At 69.5% G+C, this 23,854-nt stretch carries 25 protein-coding genes; 6 read left to right on the forward strand and 19 right to left on the reverse strand.

Annotated features, from left to right (window positions below; all coding sequences use genetic code 11):
- Positions 1 to 69 precede the first annotated feature (69 nt).
- From KUD94_RS10975 to KUD94_RS10985, 3 genes are all read right to left on the reverse strand, one after another.
- The gene (locus tag KUD94_RS10975) at positions 70 to 879 is read right to left on the reverse strand and encodes a M48 family metallopeptidase (RefSeq protein WP_255568731.1); all 810 of its coding nucleotides are present in this window, start codon (positions 877 to 879) and stop codon (positions 70 to 72) included.
- A 44-nt stretch (positions 880 to 923) separates the two neighbouring features.
- On the reverse strand, positions 924 to 1,811 hold the full coding sequence (locus tag KUD94_RS10980) for an EamA family transporter (protein ID WP_218237242.1): 888 nt from the start codon (positions 1,809 to 1,811) through the stop codon (positions 924 to 926).
- 600 nt (positions 1,812 to 2,411) lie between these two features.
- A complete protein-coding gene (locus KUD94_RS10985; protein WP_218237243.1) occupies positions 2,412 to 3,446 on the reverse strand; it encodes a homocysteine S-methyltransferase family protein in 1,035 nt (344 codons plus the stop codon).
- Positions 3,447 to 3,594: 148 nt separating this feature from the next.
- On the opposite strand from KUD94_RS10985, the gene recQ reads away from it, so the two are divergent.
- Together recQ and KUD94_RS10995 are read left to right on the forward strand one after the other, a co-directional pair.
- A complete protein-coding gene (gene recQ, locus KUD94_RS10990) occupies positions 3,595 to 5,460 on the forward strand; it encodes a DNA helicase RecQ (protein WP_218237244.1) in 1,866 nt (621 codons plus the stop codon).
- 227 nt (positions 5,461 to 5,687) lie between these two features.
- Entirely contained in the window at positions 5,688 to 6,095 is a 408-nt protein-coding gene (locus tag KUD94_RS10995) for an RNA-binding protein (protein WP_146912579.1), read from the forward strand.
- A 154-nt stretch (positions 6,096 to 6,249) separates the two neighbouring features.
- Here the strand turns inward: KUD94_RS10995 and KUD94_RS11000 are convergent, their stop codons facing one another.
- The 4 genes from KUD94_RS11000 to KUD94_RS11015 are packed head-to-tail and all read right to left on the reverse strand — an operon-like array spanning position 6,250 to position 9,219.
- Positions 6,250 to 7,032 (reverse strand): SDR family oxidoreductase, encoded by a 783-nt coding sequence (locus tag KUD94_RS11000; protein ID WP_218237245.1) that lies wholly within the window; start codon positions 7,030 to 7,032, stop codon positions 6,250 to 6,252.
- Positions 7,029 to 7,661, reverse strand: coding sequence for an LPS export ABC transporter periplasmic protein LptC (gene lptC / locus KUD94_RS11005; RefSeq protein ID WP_218237246.1), 633 nt, complete (start codon positions 7,659 to 7,661; stop codon positions 7,029 to 7,031). Before lptC ends, KUD94_RS11000 begins: the two co-directional genes overlap by 4 nt.
- A complete protein-coding gene (locus tag KUD94_RS11010; RefSeq protein WP_218237247.1) occupies positions 7,658 to 8,221 on the reverse strand; it encodes an HAD family hydrolase in 564 nt (187 codons plus the stop codon). Before KUD94_RS11010 ends, lptC begins: the two co-directional genes overlap by 4 nt.
- Positions 8,221 to 9,219 carry an SIS domain-containing protein gene (locus KUD94_RS11015; protein ID WP_218237248.1) on the reverse strand — a complete coding sequence of 333 codons (999 nt, stop codon included), beginning with the start codon at positions 9,217 to 9,219 and terminating at the stop codon, positions 8,221 to 8,223. The genes KUD94_RS11010 and KUD94_RS11015 overlap by 1 nt, the downstream gene beginning before the upstream one ends.
- An 87-nt stretch (positions 9,220 to 9,306) precedes the next feature.
- Here KUD94_RS11015 and KUD94_RS11020 point away from each other — a divergent pair, with 87 nt between their 5' ends.
- Positions 9,307 to 9,861 carry an adenine phosphoribosyltransferase gene (locus tag KUD94_RS11020; RefSeq protein ID WP_218237249.1) on the forward strand — a complete coding sequence of 185 codons (555 nt, stop codon included), beginning with the start codon at positions 9,307 to 9,309 and terminating at the stop codon, positions 9,859 to 9,861.
- An 11-nt stretch (positions 9,862 to 9,872) separates the two neighbouring features.
- On the opposite strand, the gene KUD94_RS11025 is transcribed toward KUD94_RS11020, so the two are convergent.
- The 4 genes from KUD94_RS11025 to KUD94_RS14790 form a co-directional block, all read right to left on the reverse strand.
- The gene (locus KUD94_RS11025; RefSeq protein WP_218237250.1) at positions 9,873 to 10,601 is read right to left on the reverse strand and encodes a hypothetical protein; all 729 of its coding nucleotides are present in this window, start codon (positions 10,599 to 10,601) and stop codon (positions 9,873 to 9,875) included.
- A gap of 65 nt (positions 10,602 to 10,666) precedes the next feature.
- The gene (locus tag KUD94_RS11030) at positions 10,667 to 11,161 is read right to left on the reverse strand and encodes a Crp/Fnr family transcriptional regulator (protein ID WP_218237251.1); all 495 of its coding nucleotides are present in this window, start codon (positions 11,159 to 11,161) and stop codon (positions 10,667 to 10,669) included.
- A 111-nt stretch (positions 11,162 to 11,272) separates the two neighbouring features.
- Positions 11,273 to 12,670, reverse strand: coding sequence for a tRNA uridine-5-carboxymethylaminomethyl(34) synthesis GTPase MnmE (gene mnmE / locus KUD94_RS11035; protein ID WP_218237252.1), 1,398 nt, complete (start codon positions 12,668 to 12,670; stop codon positions 11,273 to 11,275).
- Complete coding sequence (locus KUD94_RS14790; RefSeq protein WP_255568737.1) at positions 12,667 to 12,795, reverse strand: hypothetical protein; 129 nt, start codon at positions 12,793 to 12,795, stop codon at positions 12,667 to 12,669. The genes mnmE and KUD94_RS14790 overlap by 4 nt, the downstream gene beginning before the upstream one ends.
- Before the next feature lie 71 nt (positions 12,796 to 12,866).
- Here KUD94_RS14790 and KUD94_RS11040 point away from each other — a divergent pair, with 71 nt between their 5' ends.
- On the forward strand, positions 12,867 to 13,946 hold the full coding sequence (locus KUD94_RS11040) for a nitronate monooxygenase family protein (RefSeq protein WP_218237253.1): 1,080 nt from the start codon (positions 12,867 to 12,869) through the stop codon (positions 13,944 to 13,946).
- Here KUD94_RS11040 and KUD94_RS11045 read toward each other — a convergent pair.
- The 8 genes from KUD94_RS11045 to alr all read right to left on the reverse strand — a co-directional run bounded on the left by KUD94_RS11045 (position 13,924) and on the right by alr (position 21,039).
- On the reverse strand, positions 13,924 to 15,195 hold the full coding sequence (locus KUD94_RS11045) for an O-antigen ligase (RefSeq protein WP_218237254.1): 1,272 nt from the start codon (positions 15,193 to 15,195) through the stop codon (positions 13,924 to 13,926). The genes KUD94_RS11040 and KUD94_RS11045 overlap by 23 nt on opposite strands.
- Entirely contained in the window at positions 15,192 to 15,965 is a 774-nt protein-coding gene (locus KUD94_RS11050) for a glycosyltransferase family 2 protein (protein WP_218237255.1), read from the reverse strand. The genes KUD94_RS11045 and KUD94_RS11050 overlap by 4 nt, the downstream gene beginning before the upstream one ends.
- Positions 15,966 to 16,040: 75 nt before the next feature.
- Entirely contained in the window at positions 16,041 to 16,247 is a 207-nt protein-coding gene (locus KUD94_RS11055) for a zinc-finger domain-containing protein (RefSeq protein WP_218237256.1), read from the reverse strand.
- A 5-nt stretch (positions 16,248 to 16,252) separates the two neighbouring features.
- Positions 16,253 to 17,191, reverse strand: a complete 939-nt coding sequence (locus tag KUD94_RS11060; protein WP_218237257.1) for a branched-chain amino acid transaminase — start codon at positions 17,189 to 17,191, stop codon at positions 16,253 to 16,255.
- 39 nt (positions 17,192 to 17,230) lie between these two features.
- Positions 17,231 to 17,644: a glycerate kinase gene (locus tag KUD94_RS11065; RefSeq protein ID WP_218237258.1), complete on the reverse strand. Its 414-nt coding sequence runs from the start codon at positions 17,642 to 17,644 to the stop codon at positions 17,231 to 17,233.
- Positions 17,645 to 17,647: 3 nt separating this feature from the next.
- Positions 17,648 to 19,030, reverse strand: a complete 1,383-nt coding sequence (gene radA / locus KUD94_RS11070; protein ID WP_218237259.1) for a DNA repair protein RadA — start codon at positions 19,028 to 19,030, stop codon at positions 17,648 to 17,650.
- 132 nt (positions 19,031 to 19,162) lie between these two features.
- Positions 19,163 to 19,921: a hypothetical protein gene (locus KUD94_RS11075; RefSeq protein WP_218237260.1), complete on the reverse strand. Its 759-nt coding sequence runs from the start codon at positions 19,919 to 19,921 to the stop codon at positions 19,163 to 19,165.
- Between the two features lie 20 nt (positions 19,922 to 19,941).
- The gene (alr, locus tag KUD94_RS11080) at positions 19,942 to 21,039 is read right to left on the reverse strand and encodes an alanine racemase (protein ID WP_218237261.1); all 1,098 of its coding nucleotides are present in this window, start codon (positions 21,037 to 21,039) and stop codon (positions 19,942 to 19,944) included.
- A 145-nt stretch (positions 21,040 to 21,184) separates the two neighbouring features.
- Here alr and lplT point away from each other — a divergent pair, with 145 nt between their 5' ends.
- Positions 21,185 to 22,447 (forward strand): lysophospholipid transporter LplT, encoded by a 1,263-nt coding sequence (gene lplT, locus KUD94_RS11085; protein ID WP_218237262.1) that lies wholly within the window; start codon positions 21,185 to 21,187, stop codon positions 22,445 to 22,447.
- 49 nt (positions 22,448 to 22,496) lie between these two features.
- The gene (locus KUD94_RS11090) at positions 22,497 to 23,375 is read left to right on the forward strand and encodes a DMT family transporter (protein WP_218237263.1); all 879 of its coding nucleotides are present in this window, start codon (positions 22,497 to 22,499) and stop codon (positions 23,373 to 23,375) included.
- Positions 23,376 to 23,854 lie beyond the last annotated feature (479 nt).

A 23,854-nucleotide genomic window follows, 5' to 3' on the forward strand; every position in this document is an offset into this window, starting at 1 on the left:
TTGCCGCGCGCCAGCACGGACTGCGCGTGGCCTTCGCGTGCTCGATGGCACGGGTAATGCAGTGGGTCGCTACTGCTGCACCCGCCGGGCTCGCGCCTGCTCGTACAGCGGCTGCACCTTGGACAGGTTCTTCTGCAAGCTGGCGATGCGCTCCGGCCCGCTCGGGTGGGTGGAGAGAAAGCCCACGCCGCCCGCGCCGCTGGCCTCGGCCATCTTGCGCCACAGGCTCACCGCGGCCTGCGGGTCGTAGCCGGCGCGCGCGGCAAGCTCCAGGCCGACCAGGTCGGCCTCGCTCTCGTCGGAGCGGCTGAACTTGAGCGTGAGCAGCTGCCCGCCCAGATGCGCCGCCATGCGCCCCAGGTCGCCCAGCCCGAGCAGCTGCGCGCCGAGGTTGATGCCGATGTTCGTCGCCTGCGTCTTGGCCAGGCGTTCGCGCGCATGCTCGCGCAGCGCATGCGCCATCTCGTGGCCCATCACCATCGCAATCTCGTCTTCGCTGAGCCGCAGGCGATCGAGGATGCCGGTGTAGAAGGCGATCTTGCCGCCCGGCATGCAAAAGGCGTTGATTTCGCGGCTGCGGATCAGGTTGACCTCCCAGCGCCAGGCGCGGGCGCGCTCGTTCCACTGCAGCGCAAAAGGGATCAGGCGGCGCGCCACCGCATGCAATTGCAGCAGCTGCGCGTCTTGCGTGCGCGCCAGCGCCCCTTGGCGGCGCGCCTGTGCCAGCAGCTCGGCGTATTGCTCGTCGGCGGCGCGCTCCAGCGTCTGCGCCGGCACCAGCCGCGCCATGGGCGAGGCAGAGCCCACGTCCACCTGCGCGAGCGCAGAGCCCGTCGCCAGGCTGCCCAGCCCGAGCACGAATGCGCGCCGTCCCACCATCTGCCGTCTTCCTGCTTTCGTCTCTTGTCTCTTGCCCTGAAACTTCATTGTGCCGCGCCGGCCCTGAGTTCGGCGCGCACCACCATCAACAACCCGGCGACCACGCCGGCCAGCCCCAGCCAGGCGGCGAGCGGCTGAAACTCGCCGACGACCAGCACCGCCAGCACGAAGGCCGTCACCGGCTCGGCCAGGGCCAGCGTCACGCCGGTAGCGCCGGATATGTGGCGCAGCCCGCTGGAAAACAGCAGATAGGCCAGGCCCGTGCTCACCAGCCCGAGGAACAGCACCACGCCCCAGCTGCCGCCGAGCGCGGGCAGCGGCCCGCTGAGCCACCACGCGGCGGGCACCGACAGCAGCCCGGCGAGGCCGAACACACCCAGGTTGGTCCAGGCCGCGCCCAGATGCAGCACCAGGCCCTTGTTCAGCAAGGTGTAGCTGGCATAGGACAGGCCCGCCGTCAGGCACAGCGCCACGCCCGCGGGCGTGAGCTGCAGTTGCTCGCCCTGGGCCAGCGTCATCAGCGCGCCGCTGGCCACGCTCACCAGGGTGCCCAGCCACCACAGCGGCGGCGGCAGACGCCCTTGAACCAGGGTCTGGATCAAGCCGGCCCAGATCGGCGCGCTGCCCACGGCAATCGCCGTGCCCAGCGCCACGCCGCTGGCGCGCACGCCGGCAAAGAAGCTCAGGTTGTAGGCCGCGATGCAGCCCGCAGCCAACAGCAGCCGGGGCCAGGGCCAAGGCCCGCGCCGCAGCGGCGCGCGCAGCGCCAGCAGCACGAAGAAGCCCGCCGCCAGCGCCACCCGCAGCGCCCCCACCCAATACGAGGACAGCCCCGAGGGCGCGAGCGCTTGCGCCGTGCCGGTGCTGCCCCAGAGCATGGCGGCAAGCAGCACCAGCACAAGGCCGCGCGAGGAAGCAGGAGATGTCGCCATGAAAGCAGTGGAAGGGGCACGGGCCGCAAGCAAGGGGCGAAATATCCCACAAACCGGGAGCGCTCCAGCGGTCGTGCGCGCGTGCTCATGCAGCGGGCGACACTCTTCGTTTCATAGCTGTCAGCGCTGTACCAGCAAGCTTTTGGGCCGCTTTTCATGCATGAGGCAAGCCAGGGCGCCAGGCATGGGCGTGCGTGCGACGCCGGTGCAGCGCCAGTGTGGCGCCGAGGGCGCAGGGGGAGGCGGGGCCGCCGCTTGAGCTGCCCCGGCGTAGAGAACGGGCGCCGCGCCCCGCGCGGGGCACCCGTTCGATCAGGCACTTCAGCTCTTGCGCAGCTCTTGCGGCTTGGTGAAAGTCATCGCGCGCTGCGGGTTGTTCTTGAGGATGTCGCCGATGACACCCGCGCTGACCCTGGCTTGCGCCTGCAAGGCACGCAGGCATGATCAAAAACCGAGAAAACGGGCAGGAAAGACTTGAACATTTCCCGAATTGCCTGAAAAACGGGCAGTCGTGCCGCTTTGTCAGCTTCACCCCCAGGGTGGACTGGAAGAGGCGGTTTTCAGCAGTTCCCGGATGCGTCCGCGCCTTTGCCGACGAGGTCAAGCCTCGGCCGGATAAAACAGCTTGCGCGTGGCCACGGGCGCCACTGCCTGGGCGATGGCCTGGATGTGCTCGGGCGTGGTGCCGCAGCAGCCGCCGACAATGTTCACCAGGCCCTCGGCGGCAAATTCGTGCAGCAGGCGGCTGGTGACGTCCGGGGTTTCGTCAAAGCCGGTGTCGCTCATGGGGTTGGGCAGGCCGGCGTTGGGGTAGCAGCTGATGAAGGTCTCGGGCGCCGCCTTGCTGAGTTCCTGGATGTAGGGGCGCATCAGCGCCGCGCCCAGCGCGCAGTTCAAGCCCACGGCCAGCGGCTTGGCGTGGCGCACGCTGTACCAGAAGGCGGTGACGGTCTGGCCCGAGAGAATGCGCCCGGAGGCATCGGTGACGGTGCCGCTGATGATGAGCGGCAGTACTTCGCCGGTCTCGTCAAACACCTCCTCGATCGCGAACAGCGCGGCCTTGGCGTTGAGCGTGTCGAAAATCGTCTCGACCATCAGCACGTCGGCCCCGCCCTCGATCAAGCCGCTGGCCTGCTCGTGGTAGGCCGCGCGCAGGTCTTCGAAGGTGATGTTGCGCGCGCCGGGGTCGTTCACGTCGGGGCTGATGCTGGCGGTCTTGGGCGTGGGGCCGAGCGCGCCGACGACGAAGCGCGGTTTTTCGGGCGTGGAGAACTTGTCGCAGGCGGCGCGCGCCAGCCGGGCGGCGGCCACGTTCATCTCGCGCGCCAGATGCTGCATGTCGTAGTCGGCCTGGGCGACGCTGGTGGCGCCGAAAGTGTCGGTCTCTATCAGGTCGGCGCCGGCGGCCAGATAGCCCTCGTGGATGTCGGCAATCACCTGCGGGCGCGTGAGCACCAGCAGCTCGTTGTTGCCCTTGACGTCCTTGTGAAAATCCTTGAAGCGTTCGCCGCGAAACTGCGCCTCGGTGAGTTTCAGGCGTTGCACCATGGTGCCCATGGCACCGTCCAGAATCAGGATGCGCTGGCGCAGCAGCTCGGGCAGTTGCTGCGCGCGGGTATAGGCGGGAAGAGTCATGCGGCGATTGTAGGAAGGCAAGGCGGCGCGCGTGCCGGACAATAGACGCCGCGCCGGGTCGCCACGACCCCATCGGAGTTTTTGAAAGAAATCGGGCTCAGACGCTTGTCCAGCAAGCGCCAGCAGCTATCTTTCGGGTAGTATCTTCTTGCCTTCTTCACTCTCCATCCTGCACGAGGTTTTCGGCTACGAGGCTTTCCGTGGCCCGCAGGCGGACATCGTCGATCACGTGATTGCGGGCGGTGACGCGCTGGTGCTCATGCCCACGGGCGGTGGCAAGAGCCTGTGCTATCAGATTCCGGCGATTGCGCGCCAGCGCGCGGGCCGCGGCATCAGCATCGTGGTCTCGCCGCTGATCGCGCTGATGCACGACCAGGTGGGGGCGCTGCGCGAGGCGGGCGTGGCCGCGGCCTTTCTGAACTCCACGCTGGACTGGCCGCAGACGCTGAAAGTCGAGCAGCAAATGGCCGCGGGCGAGCTCACGCTGCTGTACGCCGCGCCCGAGCGCGTGATGACCGAGCGCTTCCTCGGGCTGCTGGACGACTTGCATGCGCGCGACCAGCTGGCGCTGCTGGCCATTGACGAAGCGCACTGCGTGAGCCAGTGGGGCCACGACTTTCGCCCCGAGTACCGCCAGCTGGCGCTGCTGGCCCGGCGCTATGGCGGCGTGCCACGCATCGCGCTCACCGCCACCGCCGATGCCGTCACGCGCGCCGACATCGTCGACGGGCTGCAGCTGCAGACCGCACGCCGGTTCATCAGCAGTTTTGACCGGCCCAACATCCGCTACCGCGTCGAGGAAAAGAAGGAGCCGCTGGCCCAGTTGCTGCGCTTCATCGAGCACGAGCACGCGCACGAGGCCGGCATCGTCTACTGCCAGTCGCGCCGGCGGGTGGAAGAAATGGCCCAGGCGCTGGCCGAGGCGGGCATAGAGGCGCTGCCCTACCACGCCGGCATGCCGGCCGAGCTGCGCCAGAGCCACCAGGACCGCTTTCTGCGCGAAGACGGCATCGTGATGGTGGCGACCATCGCCTTCGGCATGGGCATAGACAAGCCGGACGTGCGCTTCGTCGCGCACGTAGACATGCCGCGCAACATCGAAGGCTATTACCAGGAAACCGGGCGCGCCGGGCGCGACGGCCTGGCAGCCGACGCCTGGATGATCTACGGCCTGCAGGACGTGGTGAACCAGCGGCGCATGATCGACGAGGGCGAGGCGGCCGAGGAGTTCAAGGCGGTGCTGCGCGGCAAGCTCGACGCGCTGCTGGCGCTGGCCGAAGCCACCGACTGCCGGCGCCAGCGACTGCTGCAGTATTTCGGCGAGGCCTCCGGGCCCTGTGGCAATTGCGACAACTGCCTGCACCCGCCCGCCGTCTGGGACGGCACCGACGCCGCCCGCAAGCTGCTGTCCACCATCTACCGCGTGCATCAGGCCAGCGGCCTGAGCTTTGGCATGGGGCATCTGATGGACATCGTGCGCGGCCACGCGAGCGACAAGGTGCGCCAGTTTGCTCACGAAAAGCTGTCCACCTTCGGCGTGGGCAGCGACTACAGCGAGCGCCAGCTGCGCGCCGTGCTGCGCCAGCTGCTCGCGCTGGGCGCGGTCGAAGTACACCGCGTGCTGCTCGACGGCGGGCGCGGCTTTGACACGCTGACCCTGGGCAGCCAGGCGCGGGCGCTGCTGCGCGGCGAACAACAGGTGCTGCTGCGCCAGTCCAGCGCCGCAGCCCGCAGCAAGGGGCGCTCGCGGCGCTCTGGCGTGGCGGCGGCTGCGGCCACGCTCGACCCCCAGGCCCAGGTGCGCTTCATCAACCTCAAGGCCTGGCGCGCCGAGATCGCGCGCGAGCACAGCCTGCCCGCCTACGTGGTGTTTCAGGACACGACGCTTGCCGCGATCGCCGAGCGCAATCCGCGCGCCTTGCCTGACCTGGCGGGCATTGCCGGCATGGGCGCCAAACGCCTGGACGCTTATGGCGCGCAAGTCATTGCGGTATGCCGCTCGGCGCAAGGCTGAATCGGCGCGGTTTTTTCACGATTGTGTTGCGTATTGCACGATTTCCCTGAAAAAACCGCTTGCGCCGCCCCGCGAATTGCAGAACAGTAACGTATTGGTGGGCGTGCGCCTGCCAAGAAGGTTACGGTGATCCGTCGGTTTTCGCGCATAGGGCTTCTTAGGTGATTCACTGGTGGCGGTTTCGGGACTCCGTGGTTCCATTTTTTGTTTATTAGGAGTCCCATTTCATGGGCAACAAACTGTACGTCGGCAATCTGCCTTATTCGGTGCGCGACGAAGATCTGCAACAGGCCTTTGGCCAATTCGGCGCAGTCACCAGCGCCAAGGTCATGATGGAGCGCGACACCGGTCGCTCCAAGGGCTTTGGCTTCGTCGAAATGGGCAGCGACGCCGAGGCGCAGCAGGCCATCAACGGCATGAACGGCCAGCCTCTGGGCGGACGCAGCCTGGTGGTCAATGAAGCCCGTCCGATGGAGCCGCGCCCGCCGCGCTCCGGCGGCTTTGGCGGCGGCCGCAGCGGCGGCGGTGGCTTCGGTGGCGGCCGCGGTGAAGGCGGCGGCGGTTTTCGCAGCCCCTACGGCGGCGGTGGACGCAACGGCGGTGGCCGCGGCGGCTACGACGGCGGCGGTTACTGATACCGGTCTGACATTCACCCGTAGAGCGCGGCACACCACGCCCGCGCTGCGTGGCAAGGCGAAGCGGCGCGGGCCGCTCGCCCTGCTTGCAAAGGCTCCTGCGGGAGCCTTTTTGCTGTCTGGACAAAGTGCGCGGACAAAAGGACGTTGAGGCCTACTCGCCCGCGCGCCGCTTGCGCGGCTGGGCCGCCATCAGGCGGTCGAACACCCGGTTGGGCAGCAGCGGCAAGAGCCGCGCGAGCAAGCCCATCTGCCAGGGGATGACGCAATAGCTCGCGCGCCCGGCGATCGCGCGGCGCGCGCGCAGGGCAAATTCCGGCGCATCGAGCAAGAACGGCATGGCATAGCGATTGCGCGCGGTCAGCGGCGTCGCCACGAAGCCCGGGCAGAGCGTGAGTACACGCACGCCGCTGCCGGCGAGCTGGCTGCGCAGGCTCTCGCAGTAACTGATGACCGCCGCCTTGCTCGCGCAGTACGCCGCATGCCCGGGCAGGCCGCGCACACCGGCGACGCTGGCCACCCCCACCAGGCGCCCATGCCCGCGTTGCACCATGGGCGTGACAAAGGGCTGCAGCGTGGCCGCCAGACCAGCGACATTGGTCGCCAGGAGCTGCTGCAGCACCCCCAGGTCCTCCGCCTCTGCCGGATCCATGCCTATGCTGATGCCGGCGTTGGCGATCACCACCTCGGGCAAGCCCTGATGCTGCAGACAGTCCTGCGCCGCCCGGGCCATGGCCGCGGCGTCGGTGACGTCGGCCACATGCAGGCTGCAGCGCTCGGGTCCGACGCCCGCTGCCTGGCGCCAGGCCTGCAGCGCTTCGCCGCGGCGTGCCACCAGCGCCAGGCGCCAGCCGTCGGCCAGATAGCGCTCTGCCAGCGCCTGGCCGATGCCGCTGGAGGCGCCGGTGATGAACACCAGGGGCGCCGCCGGCTTCATCGCCGCGCGCCTTTGGCAGGCCGCGGCTGCACCAGGCCGCGCACGTTGCCATCCATCTTGAGGATGCCGGCCTTGTTGTCGTAGTCCATGGTATCGGCCGTTACCCGGTCGCCGCCCTGGATCAGCGTGACCGGCTCGCGCGATTGCACCCGCTCCTGCTCGACCCAGGCATGCAACGCCTGGCCTTCCAGGCGCAGCGCCGGCCTGTCGCGCTGCCCCGGCGCGGCTGGCGCGCTGCGCTCGACCACCGCATCGCCGAGCAGGCTCACCTCGGAGCCGTCGGCATTGCTCAGGCCACGCTGCGCGGTAGCCGTCATGACCCGGCCGTCGGCGCTGGTAGAGCGGATGTTCACCTGCTCGATCTCCAGCGTGTCGGTGTCGGGAAAATGGCGCGCCAGCCCGCCTTTGATCACGCTTTGCAATTGCCCCTGGGCGTCGAAGGAGCGCACCGCAAAGTCGCGCATGTAGTAGTCCGCTTCATGGCGCGGCGCGCTCGGGGTCTGTGCCGGCAGCGCCTCGGGGGCGTTGCGCACCAGCCACCAGGTGCCCAGGGCCAGCAAACCCATGAGGCTCAGCGGCAGGTACAGCGTGATGCGCTCCCACGCGCGCGGCCAGCTCAGCGCCTTCATGGCAGCTCGGCGAGCAGGCGCGCGTAATGGCCGCCCGCGGTCAGCAGCAGGTCGCACAGCTCGCGCACCGCACCGTGTCCGCCCGTGGCAAGCGTGCGGTAATGCGCGAGCGCTTGCACCTGCAGATGTGCCTGGGCCGGCGCGCAGGCAAGCTGGGCGCGGCGCAACAGGGGCAGGTCTGGCCAGTCGTCGCCGATCACCGCCACCTCCGGCCAGTCCAGGCCGAGTTCGGCCAGCAGGGCCTGCGCCGCGGGCAGTTTGGCTTGCACCCCCAGGCGCTGGTGCGCGATGCCCAGCGCCGCCAGACGCACGCGCAGCGCCGGCGCGTCGCGGCCGCTCACCACCATCGGCGTGATGCCGGCTTGCTGCAGCAGCTTGAGGCCGTGGCCGTCCAGCGAATCGAAACGCTTGAGCACCTCGCCTTCGCCGGAAAAGTACAGGCCGCCGTCGGTGAGTACGCCATCGACGTCGAGAATGAGCGCGCGCACCGGCTGCGCGCGCAGCAGCAGTTGCGGCGCAAACCGGGTTGCGGGCAGCAGCGGCGGCAGCGGCTCGGCCATCAGATGACCTTGGCGCGCAGCAGATCGCCGATGTGCACGATGCCTGCCAGCGCGCCTTGGGCATCGACCACCAGCACGCTGGTGATGTGGTGCTGCTCCATGAGCTGGGCAGCGTCGGCCGCCAGCGCGGTGCTGGCGATGGTACGCGGCGCCGGGTGCATGAGCTGAGCGGCATGCAGATGCAGCAGGTCGGCGCCGGCTTCGATGCGCCGGCGCAGGTCGCCGTCGGTGAAGATGCCCAGGGGCGCGCCATCGGCATCGACTATGGCGGCTGCGCCGACGGCCTTGGCGCTCATCTCGCGCATCAGCGTGCTGAAGTCGGCGTGCGGCGGCACGCGCGGCACCTGCTCGCCCGTGCGCATGACGTCGCGCACCAGCGTGAGCAGCCGCCGGCCCAGCGCGCCGCCGGGGTGCGAACGCGCAAAGTCTTCCGAGCGAAAACCCCGCGCATCCAGCAGTGCCACGGCCAGCGCGTCGCCCATGGCGATCTGCGCCGTGGTGCTGGCCGTGGGCGCGAGGTTGAGCGGGCAGGCCTCGCGCTGCACGCTGCAGTCCAGCACGATGTCTGCATGGCGCGCGAGCGAGGACTGCAGACCGCCGGTGAGCGCCACCAGCGGCACGCCCTGGCGCTTGAGCACCGGCAGCAGCAGCGTGATCTCGTTGCTCTCGCCGCTGTAGGACAGCGCAAGCACCAGATCGTCTGCCGTGACCATGCCCAGGTCGCCATGGCTGGCCTCGGCCGGATGCACGAAGAAGGCCGGCGTGCCGGTGGAGGCGAGCGTGGCGGCGATCTTGCGCCCGACATGCCCGCTCTTGCCCATGCCCATGACCACGACCCGCCCGCGCGTGGCCAGGATCTGCTGTACCGCAGAGACGAAGGGCTCGCCCAGGCGCTGGCCCATCTGCTCGAGCGCGAGTGCCTCGATCGCGCAGGCCTCGCGCCCGAGCCGCAGAATGCGCGCGGCGTCGGCCGGCAAGGTGTCGCTGGCGGGTGTCATGGGCAAATTCTATCGGCGCGGCATCGCACAATAGCGCCTGCCCGAGCCACCACGCCGGCCGGCCCGCCGCCCAACACCCAAGCCATCATGCCCACGCCCAACATCACCGACTACCTGCGCTCCCACATCCGCACCGTGCCCGACTGGCCGGCGCCGGGCGTGCAGTTTCGCGACATCACGCCGCTGCTGCAGGATCCGCGCGTCTTTCGCGTGCTGATCGACACCTTCGTGCACCGCTACATGGAGCGCACCCAGCGCCCCGACGTGGTCGCGGGCCTGGACGCGCGCGGTTTCATCATCGGCTCGGTGCTGGCCTACGAGCTGGGGCTGGGCTTCGTGCCGATACGCAAGAAGGGCAAGCTGCCTTTCACCACGGTGCAGGAAACCTACGAGCTGGAGTACGGCAGCGCCACCGTCGAGCTGCATGCCGACGCGGTGCGGCCCGGCGACCGCGTGCTGCTGGTAGACGATCTGATTGCCACCGGCGGCACCATGATGGCCGGCAAGAAGCTGCTGGAAAAGCTCGGCGCCGAGGTCTTCGAGGGCGCCGCCATCGTGGATCTGCCCGAGCTCGGGGGCTCGCAGCGCCTGCGCGACGCCGGTCTGGCGCTGTTTACGCTGGTGGACTTCGGCGCGAACTGAGCGGGCCGCGCTCAGCGCAGCTCGCCGTACTGGGTTGCGCCCAGGCGCGATGCGCGCTCTTCCTCGTCGACAATCAAGGTATCGACGAAGCCGTCGGCCGCAGCGCTGCCTTCGCGGCGGCCCGCCTGGACCCTGGGCGGTGCCACGGGCGCGGGCGCTGGCGCCGCCTTGCGCAGCGCCTGCTTGAAAGCCTCGACCTCGTCCGGTGCGATCGGCTCGAAGTCGGCCTCGTCCTCGGAGGCGGGTTCGGCGGCGGGAGGCGCCAGCGGCGCGGGCGCGGGTGTCGCCACCGCAGCAGCCGCCGCCTGGGCCGCAGCCGGCGCGGGTTCCGGCGCCATGGCCACTGCAGGCGTGACCACCAGCGGCCGGTCTGGCCCCGTCAGCGCCGGGTTCAAACGCCAGTAGACCGCCGACACCTCGACGTGAAAGCGCGTCTTGGCGGTGCGCACCAGCAGTTCTTCCATCTGCCCCTGGCGCGCGGTGTCGGCTCCGTAGCCGGGGGCGATGTCGATCATCACGAGGAACTGGCGCCCTTCGGCGTCCAGCGAGAGCACCTTGAACTTGTAGCCCGAGGAGAGCACCGCCGAGCGCACCATGGCGTCGCGCACCGCCAGGTACAGATGCTCGCGCCGCTGGGTGCGTTCATGGGCCGCAGGCTCGGCCCCGGCCTGCGCGGCAGGCGACGCATTGCGCACCGCAGCCTTGGGTTTGGACGGAAAAAGCCAACTCAGCAGCGACATGCTTACCTCTGAAAACGTATGGGCCGGCAGCGGCGCAGTTTAACGTCCGACCCGCCTGTAACCAATCAAGTTGCAGCCACCCGCAGACGCCGGTTCGCCAGGCGCTTGGCCAGCACGCCGCCGACGGCCATGACCAGCGCCAGGGCTGCGGTCGGCTGGCGGTTGGACAATTCGCCGAAACGCAAGGGCGTCAGGCCCCACAGTCGGCTCACGCCATTGGATTGCACCGTGGCACTGCGTGCCCGGTGCGAAAAGAACGCCCCCTCGCCCACCACCGAGCCGCTGCCGACGATGGCCAGGCGCACGCGCTGCTTCGCATCCTGGTAGTGCACGCTCAGCGAGCCGCTTTCGATCAGGTAGAGCGAACGGTCGGTGCTGCCCTGGTCAAACAGCACCTGGCCCGATCCCAGCTCCAGCGGCTGCAGATAGGGCGCGACCAGCGCCCACTGGGCAGCGCTGACCGCGCCGCCCAGACTGTCGCCCTCGGGCGCCTGCTGGATCGCGCTCACCAGCCCCTGAAGCTGGTCTATGGTTGTCGGGGAATAGGGCTCGCTGGGCATGGCTCCACAAGGTAACGCGACTGCGCCGCTCTGGCAAGCGAAAGCGCTGCACACGGCCGCCCAGCGGTACGCGCGTCGCGCCGGCACGACAGCCCGCAGCGGCCGGCGCGCCTACTTGCCGATGCAAAAACGCGAAAAAATCGTGCCGAGCAAATCGTCGGCGGTGAACTCCCCGGTGATCGCGCCCAGCGCCTGCTGGGCCAGGCGCAGCTCTTCGGCCAGCAGGTCGAGCGCGGGCTCGGGCGCATCGAGCCATTGCAGCGCCTGGTGCAGGTGCTGCTGCAGTACGCGCAAGGCCTGCAAGTGGCGCTCGCGCGCGATGAACACGCCTTCGGGCGCGGCCTGCCAGCCCACGGTCTGCAGCAGCGCCCGGCGCAAATCGGCCAGCCCCTGGCCGGTGCGCGCCGAAAGCACCACGCCGGCGCCGGCGCACTGCAGCGCGGCCTCGGGGGCGGCATCGACCTTGTTCCAGACCTCGATCACGCCGGGACCGCGCGCCGGGCCCTGCAGCAGCTCGGCCGCGAGCTGCGCCTGGGCGCGCTCGTAGTCTGCGTCGCCGCTGCGCGTGAGGTCGTGCAGGAACAGCAGTGCATCGGCCTCGCGAATCTGCTGCCAGGCGCGCGCGATGCCGATGCGCTCGACCTCGTCGCTGCTCTCGCGCAGGCCGGCGGTGTCGATCACGTGCAGCGGCACGCCCTCGATCTGTATGGTCTGGCGCACGGTGTCGCGCGTGGTGCCGGCGATCGGCGTGACGATGGCCAGCTCCGCCCCGGCCAGGGCGTTGAGCAGCGAACTCTTGCCGACGTTGGGCTGCCCGGCGATGACCACGGTAATGCCCTCGCGCAGCAGCGCGCCCTGGCGTGCGTGGCCCAGCACCACAGCCACTTGATCCTGCAAATTTGATAGCTGTCCGCGCGCGTCCGCCTTGCGCAAGAAGTCGATTTCTTCCTCAGGAAAATCCAGCGTCGCCTCGACCAGCATGCGCAACTGCACGAGCGCCTCGCGCAGCGTCTCGACCTCGCGCGAGAACGCGCCCGAGAGCGATCGCGCCGCGCTGCGCGCCGCCGTCTCGGTGCTGGCGTCGATCAGGTCGGCCACCGCCTCGGCCTGCGCCAGGTCGAGCTTGTCGTTGAGGAAGGCGCGCTCGGTGAATTCACCCGGCTCGGCCAGGCGCAGGCGCGGCAGCACGTCTTGCGCCACTTCCAGGCAGCGCGCGAGCAGCAGCTGCAGCACCACCGGTCCGCCATGCGCCTGCAACTCCAGCACGTCCTCGCCGGTGTAGCTGTGCGGCGCAGGAAACCACAGCGCCAGGCCCCGGTCTATGGCCTCGCCGCGCGCATCGGGGAAGGGCAGGTAATGCGCCTGGCGTGGGCGCGGCGCGCGCCCGAGCAGCGTGCGCACAAATTCCGCCAGGCCCTGGCCGGACACGCGCACGATGCCTACCGCGCCGCGTCCGGGCGCCGTGGCGATCGCGGCGATCGGGTCGCCATGACGCGCCAGCCGCGTCATCGCGCACCCTTGCGCACCAGCGCCAGGACGGCGGCGGTGACGATGGGGCCCAGCCGCGCCCGTGCCAAGGCCGCATGGCGCTGGCGCCAGCGCGGGGCGGGGGATGCAAGAGGCAAGGCGGACATGAAGGAGCGGGCGGCGCCGTAAGATGGCAGCGGAAATCATCGCATACCAAGACCCGCCAGAGACCCGAACCATGACGGCTACACCGCACCTGCTGCAACGCATAGGCATCACGCATCCCATCATCCAGGCGCCCATGACGGGCTCGGACACGCCGCAGCTTGCGGCGGCCGTCTCGCGCGCCGGGGGCTTGGGGTCGCTGGGCTGCGGCGCGCGCTCACCCGCCGCGATGCGCGAGGCGGCGGCTGAAGTGCGTGCGGCGACCGACCGGCCCTTCGCGATGAACCTCTTCGTGCTTCAAACGCCCGCGCCCGACCCGGCCCAGGTGCAGGCGGCGCTGAAGCGCCTGGCGCCGCTGTACGCGCGCTTTGGTCTGCCGCTTGAGCCGCCCGCGCGCTGGTGCCAGGACTTTGGCGCGCAGTGGGACGCCTTGCTCGAACTCAAGCCAGCCGTCGCCAGCTTCACCTTCGGCCTGCTCTCGGGCACGCAGGTCGAGCAACTGCATCGCGCGGGCTGCCTTGTCGCCGGCACCGCCACGACGGTGGCGGAGGCGCTCGCCTGGCAGAACGTCGGCGCGGACGCCGTGGTCGCCAGCGGCGTCGAGGGCGGCGGGCACCGCGGCACCTTTCTCGCGCAGACCGCGGACGACTGGGCGGCGAGCCAGATCGGCACCATGGCGCTGGTGCCCGCATGCGTCGATGCCCTCTCCATCCCGGTGATCGCGGCCGGCGGCATCATGGACGGACGCGGCATCGCGGCGGCGCTGGCGCTGGGCGCGCAGGCGGCGCAGCTGGGCACGGCCTTCCTCGCCTGCCCGGAGTCGGCGCTGGTGCCCGCCTGGCGTGAGGCGCTGGCGCAGGCCGATGGCAGCGACACGCGGCTGACGCGGGTGTTTTCCGGGCGCTGGGCGCGCGGCATCGTCAACGCGGCGATGCGCGAACTCGGCCCTGAAGAAGACGCGCTGCCCGCCTACCCGATCCAGAATGCGCTGATGGGCCCGGTGCGCCGCGCGGCCGCCGCCGCGGGCGATGGTGGGCACATGGCGCTGTGGGCCGGGCAGGGGGTGGGGGCGGTGCGCGTGCAGCCGGCTACCGTTCTCGTGCGCCAGTTGGCTGCAGAGCTGGCGCGAATCAGCCAGCCGCCGGCGCGCTGACACCGGCGGCACGGCGCTGCTGCAAAGCCGTCATGAACAGGGTCACCATGAGCAGGTAGAACAGATTGCCGCTGTTGTGCGCAAAAAAGACCTGCGTCAGGCCAAAGCCGATATACAGCACCGGAATCGCCAGACCGGCCAGGCGCAGTGCAAAGTCGCCCTGGTCTCGCGCCGGCCATCGGGCCTCGGACCCAGGCCGTCTGGGCCAGAACACCAGCAGGGGCACCAGATAGAAAAACAGCAGCGCGGCCACACCGACCAAGCCCCGCTTGGCAAACATGTCCAGTATTTCGTTGTGCGCATGGTCGAACCGGAGCACGGTGGGATCCGCCTGCCCTGCCTGCACCCGCCTGGCCTTTTCGGCGCTGTACTGCCCGCGCCAGCCCAGCCAAGGCCGGTCCCGGCCCATCTCCAGCGCGAGCCGCCATTGCTCCAGACGCTGACCTGACGAGGTATTGATCGACGCAGGAATGCCTTCGCGATAGGCATCGCCTTCCTGGATCGCAATGCTCCAGCGCTGCGCCACTTCGGGCCCCTGGTACCAGCCGATCAACAGGCCCATGAGGCTCAACGCCGCCAACGCACGCCACATCCGTCGGTGGCTGTGCCCACGCGCCAACAGCCACAGCCACAGCGGCAAGGACAGCACCCCGGCCAGCCAGCCGCCGCGCGACAGCGACAGCACCGAGCCCAGCACCCCGAGGCAGGCTGCGACCGCCAGCAAGAGCCGGGTCTGCCAGCGCCAGCGACCGCCACCGATGGCCAGCCACAGAGCGCAGATGCAGCCCAGCAGCATGCTCAAATCGCCAAACTGGATGGCGTTCATGAAGCCGTCCACACGCGGACTGCGCTCGACCAGATTCTGGAACAAGGCCAGGGATCCGCCGCCGATGGCGCCTGCCGCTACGCCCAGCCGCAGCACGCCGGCCGGCGCAGGGTAGAGGCACAGTTGCACAAAACAAGGCAGGACGAGCAGGTACTTGGCAGGTCTGTCGGCGCTCGCCCAGCCTCGCAGAGCGTTGATATCCATGGTCCAGACCAGCCCCATGCAGACCACGCTGGCGATCCACCAGCGCATCGCCAGCGATGGCCGGCACCGGCCCCATGCACCGATGCTCAGCAAACTGGCCAGAAACAACAGCACCGCGCCGACCGAGTAACCCGACGGAAACAACAGGGCCGGGGCCGGTACCAGGAACACGCCCAGCGCCGTCAGCTGCGCAGCCCGGCGCTCGCCCTCCTGGCTCAACGCGCCACCTCGGACGTCAAGGCATCGCGGTCGTAGTACAGCGCGGCGTAGCGAAAGAACGCCTCCAGCGCCAGAAACCAGCAGTAGAGAAAGCCGGCACCGCCGCACAAAAAGCCGCCGCGCCACACATACATGCGTGCAAACATCCAGCCGCCTGCCGCCAGGCCACGCAGCACCCCGCCCTGGGCGCTGCCGTCGGCCCGCTTGGCGGCGCCCAGCAGCGCGTACTGCCTCAGTTTTTCCAGCGAAATGCGCACGCTCGGGCGTGCTTCATGCAGCAGGCGTTCGCGCATCAGACGGCGCGGTACGCCAGGCTCGCGCAGCACCGCCTGCTCGTGCACCACGCCGACATATTCCCGCAACTGGTCACGCCGGAACAGGCGCTCGACCCGTGTATCAGCGCGAAAACGCCGCAGCTCCCGGCCGAAGGCCACCAAGCGCCAGCGGATGCTGAAGACCGCTCGATCCCCGCTGGCCACGATGGCGCGCAGTTCCGCAGCAAACGCGGGCGACATGGTCTCGTCGGCATCCAGGAAAAAAATGTAGTCGCCGCTGGCGTGCGCAATCAGCCGGTTGCGCTGCACGGCGAAGCCTTGCCAATCCGGATAGCAGTACACCTGTGCACCCAGGCATCGCGCGATCTCCACGGTGTCGTCCGTACTGCCGCCATCGACCACCAGCAGCTGATCGGCAAACGCCGCGCTGCGCAGGCAGCGGGCGATGCAGCGGGCCTCATTGAGGGCCAGGACGGCAACCGTCAGCGTCGGCATGCAAGCTGTGGAACACAATCCGGCCTGCTCTTGCGCACGGCCTACCTGCGCCAGCGCCGTGCGGGCGCCAGCCGTTCAATGCCCACCCTTGAAAACCTCACCCTCCTTGAGCCGGTAGATCGTGCCGCAGTAGGGGCAGCGGGCTTGGTGCTGGCGCGCGATTTCCAGGAACACGCGCGGGTGGCCGTTCCACAGCTGCATGTCGGCCTTGGGGCTGGGGCAGTGGATGCCGCCATTGCCGTCCAGGTCCCTGGCGAGCAGTTCGACGATGGTTTCGGGCATGGCGTTCAGACCCGGGTGAGCCAGTGGGCGTACTTGGCGTTGCGCCCGCCCACGATGTCGAAGAAGGCCGACTGGATCTTCTCGGTGACGGGGCCGCGCGCGCCGGCGCCGATCTGCAGGCGGTCGTATTCGCGGATCGGGGTGATCTCGGCCGCCGTGCCGCTGAAGAACATTTCGTCGGCGATGTAGCACTCGTCGCGCGTGATGCGCTTTTGCACCACCTCGATGCCCAGATCCTTGCAGATGTGCAGCACGGTGTTGCGCGTGATGCCGTTGAGCGCGCCCGCCGACAGGTCGGGCGTATAGACCACGCCGTCCTTGACGATGTAGACGTTCTCGCCCGAGCCTTCGCTCACGAAGCCGGCGTTGTCCAGCAAGATGGCTTCGTCGTAGCCGTCGTCGGTCGCTTCCATGTTGGCCAGGATGGAGTTGGTGTAGTTGCTCACCGTCTTGGCCTGCGTCATGGTGATGTTGACGTGATGGCGCGTGTAGCTGCTGGTCTTGACGCGGATGCCCTTTTTCATGCCCTCTTCACCCAGGTAGGCGCCCCAGGCCCAGGCGGCGACCATGATGTGGATGTCGTTGCCCTTGGGCGATACGCCGAGCTTCTTGTCGCCTATCCAGATGAGCGGGCGCAGATAGCAGGACTTGAGCTGGTTGGCGCGCACCACTTCGCGCTGCGCCTCGTTCACCTGCTCGATGCTGAAGGGGATGTGCATGCGCAGGATCTTGGCGCTGTTGAACAGGCGCTGGGTGTGCTCCTGCAGGCGAAAGATGGCGGTGCCGCCCTCGGCGTCGTAGGCGCGCACGCCCTCGAAGGCGCCGCAGCCGTAGTGCAGCGTGTGGGTGAGCACATGGATCCTGGCGTCGCGCCAATCGACCATCTGACCATCCATCCAGATCTTTCCGTCACGATCAGCGAGCGAAGGAGCTGTGGAACTCATCTGTATCCCCTGTAAACTGAATCAGAATAACCGGGCATTCTACGATCCGCTCGGGCCCGCGCGGATTTCCCCGCGCTCGATCTGCCAGTGCGCAAGACGCCCGCCGCTGAACTCACAGACGACGCGCGCGCCGCTGGCGTCGCGCCAGGCCCAGCGCTCGGGCTGCTCGCCCTCGGCGCCCAGGCGCTCGCCCAGGGCCTGCGCAAGGGCTACCACATGCAGCAGATTGACCCCGCGGCGCAAGCGGGAATGCAGCATCACCGCGCTCGCTACCGTGCCCACGGGGCGCGCCGCCGCGCGGCGCAGCACCTGCATCAGCCGCGTGAAGTGCAGCAGCAGCCACAGCAGCGCGCCGCCCGCGCCGGCCAGCAGCCCGGGCCAGCCCCAGGCGCGCCAGCACAGCGCGATCAGCGCAACCAGCGCCAGCGGTGCGGCCAAGCGGCGCAGCGCCATGACTCAGCTGAGGGCGCGCACCGCGTCCAGCGCCTGCTCCACGCGGTCCACGGCGTGGATGGCCAGGCCGGCGATGGGTTTTTTGGGTGCGTTGGCCTTGGGCACGACGGCAACGGCAAAGCCGAGTTTGGCCGCTTCCCTCAGCCGCTCCTGCCCGCGCGGGGCCGGGCGCACCTCGCCGGCCAGGCCAACCTCGCCAAAGGCGATGAAGCCCTTGGGCAGGGGTTTGGCGCGCAGGCTGGAGCTGATGGCCAGCAGCACCGCCAGGTCGGCCGCGGGCTCGGCGATGCGCACGCCGCCTACCGCGTTGACGAACACGTCCTGGTCAAAGCAGGCCACGCCCGCATGGCGGTGCAGCACGGCCAGCAGCATGGCCAGGCGATCTCGATCGAGCCCCACGGACAGCCGCCGCGGACTGGGTCCGCCGCCATCGACCAAGGCCTGGATTTCCACCAGCAGCGGGCGCGTGCCCTCCAGCGTGACGAGCACGCAGGAGCCGGGCACCGGCTCGCTGTGCTGGCTCAGGAAGATCGCGCTCGGGTTGGATACGCCCTTGAGGCCGTGCTCGGTCATCGCGAAGACGCCGATTTCGTTCACGGCGCCAAAGCGGTTCTTGATCGCGCGCACCAGGCGAAAGCTGCTGTGCGTGTCGCCCTCGAAGTAGAGCACGGTGTCGACCATGTGCTCGAGCACGCGCGGGCCGGCGATGGCGCCCTCCTTGGTGACGTGGCCGACCAGCACCACCGCGATGCCGCTGGCCTTGGCCAGGCGCGTGAGGTGGGCCGCGCATTCGCGCACCTGGGCGACGCTGCCCGGAGCGCTGGCGAGCTGGTCGGAATACATCGTCTGGATGGAGTCGATCACGCAGACGGCGGGCTGCACCGCATCGACGGTGGCAAGGATTTTTTCCAGCTGGATTTCGGCCAGCACCTGCACGCCGCTGCCCGCCAGGCCCAGGCGGCGCGCGCGCAGCGCCACCTGCGCGCCGCTTTCTTCGCCGCTCACGTAGAGCACCGGCAGGCCCAGGCGCTGCAGCGCGTCCAGCGCCTGCAGCAGCAGCGTGGATTTGCCTATGCCCGGATCGCCCCCGATCAGCGCCACGCCGCCCTCGACGATGCCGCCGCCCAGCACTCGGTCCAGCTCGGCGATGCCGGTCGCCGTGCGCGCGACTTCGCTCGCTTCGATGCTGGACAGCGGCACGACTTGCTGCGCCGGCGCCAGGCCCGCGTACTGCGCGCCGCTCAGGCGGTTCTTGCCCGCGCCGGGGACTTCGCCCGCGGTTTCCACCAGCGTGTTCCAGGCGCCGCAGCCCGGGCATTTGCCCAGCCAGCGCGGGCTGCTGGCGCCGCATTCATTGCAGGTGTAGAGGGTTTTTTCCTTGGCCATGGCCGATGCTAGCCGTTTGGGCCGTGTTCCATCAAATTGATAGCTTGTCGCGCTTGTCCGGCAACCGTTCTCGGCACGGATGACTCTCGAAATATTGCACTGACTGCGCTCACAGCTATCGTTTTCAGTGCGCTAGCCGGGCGGCGCAAGACGCAGCGCGCGCAGCGCCTCGGGCAAGCTGTGCGCCTGGGGCAGCCAGTGGTCTACCGCCGCGCCCAGGGCTACGGCGCACAACAGCAGGAGCAGCATGGGCCGGCGCGTCAGGCGCAGCGCCGCGCCCAGCCAGCCGCTGCGCTCCAGCCCGATCGCGGTGCGCGCGGCGACACCGGCAAAGGCCAGCTCCAGCGCCACCGCCAGCAGCACGTCCCAGCCGAAGAACAGCAGCGCAAAACTGCCCGCACCCAGCAGCAGCGCGGCAAGCAGCGCAAACAGCGCGAGCACCGGCACGACGACCACGGCGCCGGCCAAGCCCAGCGCCTCGCCCAGCTGGGCCGCACCCTGGGCCGCGTCACCAACTGGCGCTTCGCCTCCCGCCGCTTCGGGCAGCAGCGGGCGCAGCGCTTGCGCCGCGTCGGCGCCGATCTCGGCGGCGTCCAGCGCGTCGCCCACGCGCATGCGATGGTGCTTGCCCGGGCGCAGCAGCCACAGCGCCCAGCAGCGCAGCACCAGCAGATAGGCGCCGTAGCCCGCGGCCAGCGCCAGCAGGTAGCGCAGCGCCAGGCTGTGCACGCCCGCCTGGCGCAGCAGCGCCGAGCTGCCCCAGGTGAGCGCCAGCGTGAGGGCGCCGATCAGCCAGCCATGCAGGCGCAGACTGTGGCGCCGGCGCAAGTCCTGCTCCAGCGCCCGGCGCTGCAGGCGCAAGCTGGTCCAGCGGCTGCGCGGGGCGGGCATGGCGCAGACCCTCGCGCCCCTTAGTCCTGCAGCAGCACCGGCACGCGCGGCGCCAGCGCGCACAGCAGCTCATAGCCTATGGTGCCCGCGGCCGCGGCCACTTCTTCGACGGCCAGCACGGCGCCGCTGGCGGCGCGCCCCCACAGCGTCACCTCGCTGCCCAGGCCCGCTGCCGGCAGGGCGGTGAGGTCCACCGCCAGCATGTCCATGCTCACGCGCCCCAGGGTGCGGCTGCGCGCGCCGTCGACCAGCACCGGCGTGCCGGTGGCCGCGTGGCGCGGATAGCCGTCGGCATAGCCGCAGGCCACGGTGCCTATCACCATAGGCCGGTCGGCGGTAAAGGTGGAGCCGTAGCCCACGGTATCGCCCGGCTGCAGGTGCTGCACGCCGATGACGCGCGCGGCCAGCGTCATTGCCGGCCGCAAGCCCCAGTGCTGCAGATCGTGCTCGGGAAAATCGGGCGCGCTGCCATAGACCATGATGCCCGGGCGCACCCAGTCGGCGCGCACGCTGGCCTCGTGCGCATGGCGCAAAAGCGCAGCGCTGTTGCTCAGGCTGCGCCCGCCCGGCAGATCGCGCGTGGTGGCCTCAAACACCGCGACCTGGTGCGCTATGCCGCGCGCGCCATCGGCATCGGAGAAGTGCGTGGCCAGCGTGATCTCGTCGACCTGCGTGAGCGCGTTCAGCCGCGCCCAGGCCGCGCGGTAGCGCCCGGGGGCAAAACCCAGGCGGTTCATACCCGAGTTCATCAGCAGGAAGACGTGGTGCGGCGTCTGCGTCTTGTGCTGGCCGAGCCAGTCGATCTGCGCCTCGGTGTGCACCGCATGCCACAGCGACAGGCGCGAGCACAGCTCCAGGTCGCGCGGCTCGAACACGCCCTCGAGCAGCAGGATGGGCCCGCGCCAGCCGAGATCGCGCAGCCGCTGGGCCTCTGCCAGGTCGAGCAGCGCAAAGCCGTCGGCGCCGCGCAGGGCGTCGAACACGCGTTCGATGCCGTGGCCGTAGGCATTGGCCTTGACCACGGCCCAGACGCGCGCGCCTTGCGCCCGCTGGCGTGCGATGCCGAGGTTGTGGCGCAGCGCGCCGGCGTGGATGGTCGCTAGGATGGGGCGTGGCATGTCTATCCCGGGACAAGAGGGCAAAAGCGCGGGCATTCTCGCACCGGCTGCTCCCGGGGCTGCGTGATATAAACCCGCGCGTCGCTCCACGGAGTTCCCCACCTTCTACTTCGCCCCCGCAGCCGGGGCGGTTTGCCAGCTCCTGATGAAGCGCGGTTTCTACACCATCATGTCGGCGCAGTTCTTCAGCTCGCTGGCAGACAACGCCTTGTTTGTCGTGGCCGTAGAGCTGCTGCGCACCGACGGTGCACCCGCCTGGCAGGCGGCGGCGCTGGTGCCTATGTTCGCGCTGTTTTACGTGCTGCTCGCGCCCTGGGTGGGCGCGTTTGCCGACTCCCTGCCCAAGGGGCGGGTGATGTTCTACAGCAATGCGGTCAAGGCCCTGGGCTGCGTGCTGATGCTGGTGGGCTCGCACCCGCTGCTGGCCTATGGCGTGGTGGGCCTGGGGGCGGCCGCGTATTCACCGGCCAAGTACGGCATCCTCACCGAGCTGCTGCCCGCTTCGCGGCTGGTCAAGGCCAACGGCTGGATCGAGGGACTGACGATTGCCTCCATCATCCTGGGCGTGGTGCTGGGCGGCCAGCTGGTCGCGCCCGAGATGGCCGAGCTGCTGCTGGCCGGGCAGTGGCCGGGCGTGGAGCTGCCGGCCGAAGGCGCGATCCTTGCGCTGATTCCGGTCTATCTGCTGGCCGGCTGGTTCAATCTGCACATACCGCTCACGCGCACGCGCCGCCGGCCCATGCCGCGCAACCCGCTGGCGCTGCTGCCCGACTTTCGCGAATGCAACCGGCGCCTGTGGCGCGACAAGCTCGGGCAGATCTCGCTCGCCTCCACCACGCTGTTCTGGGGCGTGTCGGGCAATCTGCGCTACGTGGTGCTGGCCTGGGCGGCGGCGGCGCTGGGCTATGGCACGACCAAGGCGGCGGCGCTGGTGGGCGTGGTGGCGCTGGGCACGGCCAGCGGGGCGGTGTTCGCGTCGTTGCGCATCCGGCTCGATCGCGCGCCGCGCGTGATTCCCTGGGGCATAGGCATGGGCGTGCTGGTGATGGCGATGAACCTGATCGACAGCATCTGGGTGGCCGTGCCCTTTCTGGTCTTCATGGGCGCGCTCGGCGGCTTTCTGGTGGTGCCGATGAATGCGCTGCTGCAGCACCGCGGCCACCACCTGATGGGCGCGGGGCGATCGATCGCGGTGCAGAATTTCAATGAGCAGCTGGCCATCCTGCTCATGGGCGCGGCCTACAGCGCGGCCAGCAGCTGGGGGCTGTCGGCCTTTGGCGCCGTCACCGCCTTTGGCGCGACGGTCACACTGGTGATGTGGCTGATCCAGCGCTGGTACGCCTGGAATTTGCGCACCTTCCGCGAAGAGATGTCGCGCCTGAAGGTGATCGCCCGGCGCGACAAATGATTTTTCATAGCTGCAGGCGCGCGCCAGACGTGCGTTTGCGGCAGTTTTCATGCATAAATCCCTGCCCGTTCTCGCCCTGTTGTGCAACGCCCTGATCTGGGGCGTTTCCTGGTGGCCGCTGCGCCGCATGTACGAGGCCGGGCTGCACCCGCTGTGGGCCATCGCGGCGATGTTCGCGCTCATCACGCTCACGCTGCTGTTGCTGCGCCCCGGCGCACTGCGTCGGCTGCTGCGCACGCCCGGGCTGTGGCTGCTGGTGCTGGTGGCGGGGCTGACCAACGTCGGCTTCAACTGGGCCGTGACCATTGGCGACGTGGTGCGAGTGGTCATCCTGTTTTACCTGATGCCCGCCTGGTCCATCCTGCTGGCCTGGCGCTTTCTGGGCGAGCCGCCCACGCGCAGCGCGCTGGCGCGCCTGGTGCTGGCCTTTGCCGGCGTGCTGCTGGTGCTCTGGCCGGCGGACGGCAAGCTGGCGCACTTCACGCGCGGCTTTTCTCTGGCCGATGCGCTCGCGCTGCTGGGCGGCTTCATGTTTGCGGCGACCAACGTGGCGCTGCGCCGCCTGCGCGACGAACCCACGCCGGCGCGCGTGCTGGCCATGTTTGCCGGCGGCGCGCTGCTCGGCGGCCTGGCGGCCGCGGCCGGCCAGAGCCTGGGCGCGGTACCCGCGCTGCCCGGCGCCGACGCCGCCTGGCTGGTGCCGCTGCTGCTGTGGGCCGGCGCGCTGATGCTGGCCAACTGGGCGCTGCAGTACGGCGCAACCCGTCTGCCCGCGGGCACCACGGCGCTGGTCATGCTCTGCGAGGTGTTGTTCGCCAGCGCCTCTTCGGTAGCGGCCGGCGCGGCCCAGCCGACGCTGCGCACCTGGGCCGGTGGCGCCCTGATCATCTCGGCCTCGCTGCTGGCGGCGCTGCAGGCGCGCCGCTGAAGACGGCGCCCACGGTGCCGGGCCACGCGGCCGTGTGGCGCCGCCGGGGCTTTCGTGCGGTCTGCGCATCGTTTGCGGGCCTCCTGCCGGGCGCTTGCCGTGGTTTCGCACGTTTCTTCGCGCTTCTTCCGCACCGCTTCGGCGCCGCTGCAACGCCTCTTTCGTGCCGGCCCCACACCGCCTCCATACCACTTTCGCGCCGCTTCCAAGCCTCCTCCGTGCCTGTGCCATGCGGACGGTGAGCGCTCTTTGACGCGCTCGCGTAGCCCCTGCTCTTGCTCCAGTCACTGCCACATCGGCAGAGGGCTGGCGCCGTGCGGGTCGAGCCAGACACGGCCGGTCCATTGTTTCCAATTCCGAAACAATGTGATTCGTTCTAAGCTCTTTTTTTAACTAGGGTTAACCCCGAAACTACGAGGCATCGGAGGACGAAACCAAGGTGCTCCGTAAGAAGGCGATCAGGCCGCAGCCGCTTTCGC

The organism is Comamonas sp. NLF-1-9 (genome assembly GCF_019195435.1).
GTDB lineage: Bacteria > Pseudomonadota > Gammaproteobacteria > Burkholderiales > Burkholderiaceae_C > Comamonas_C.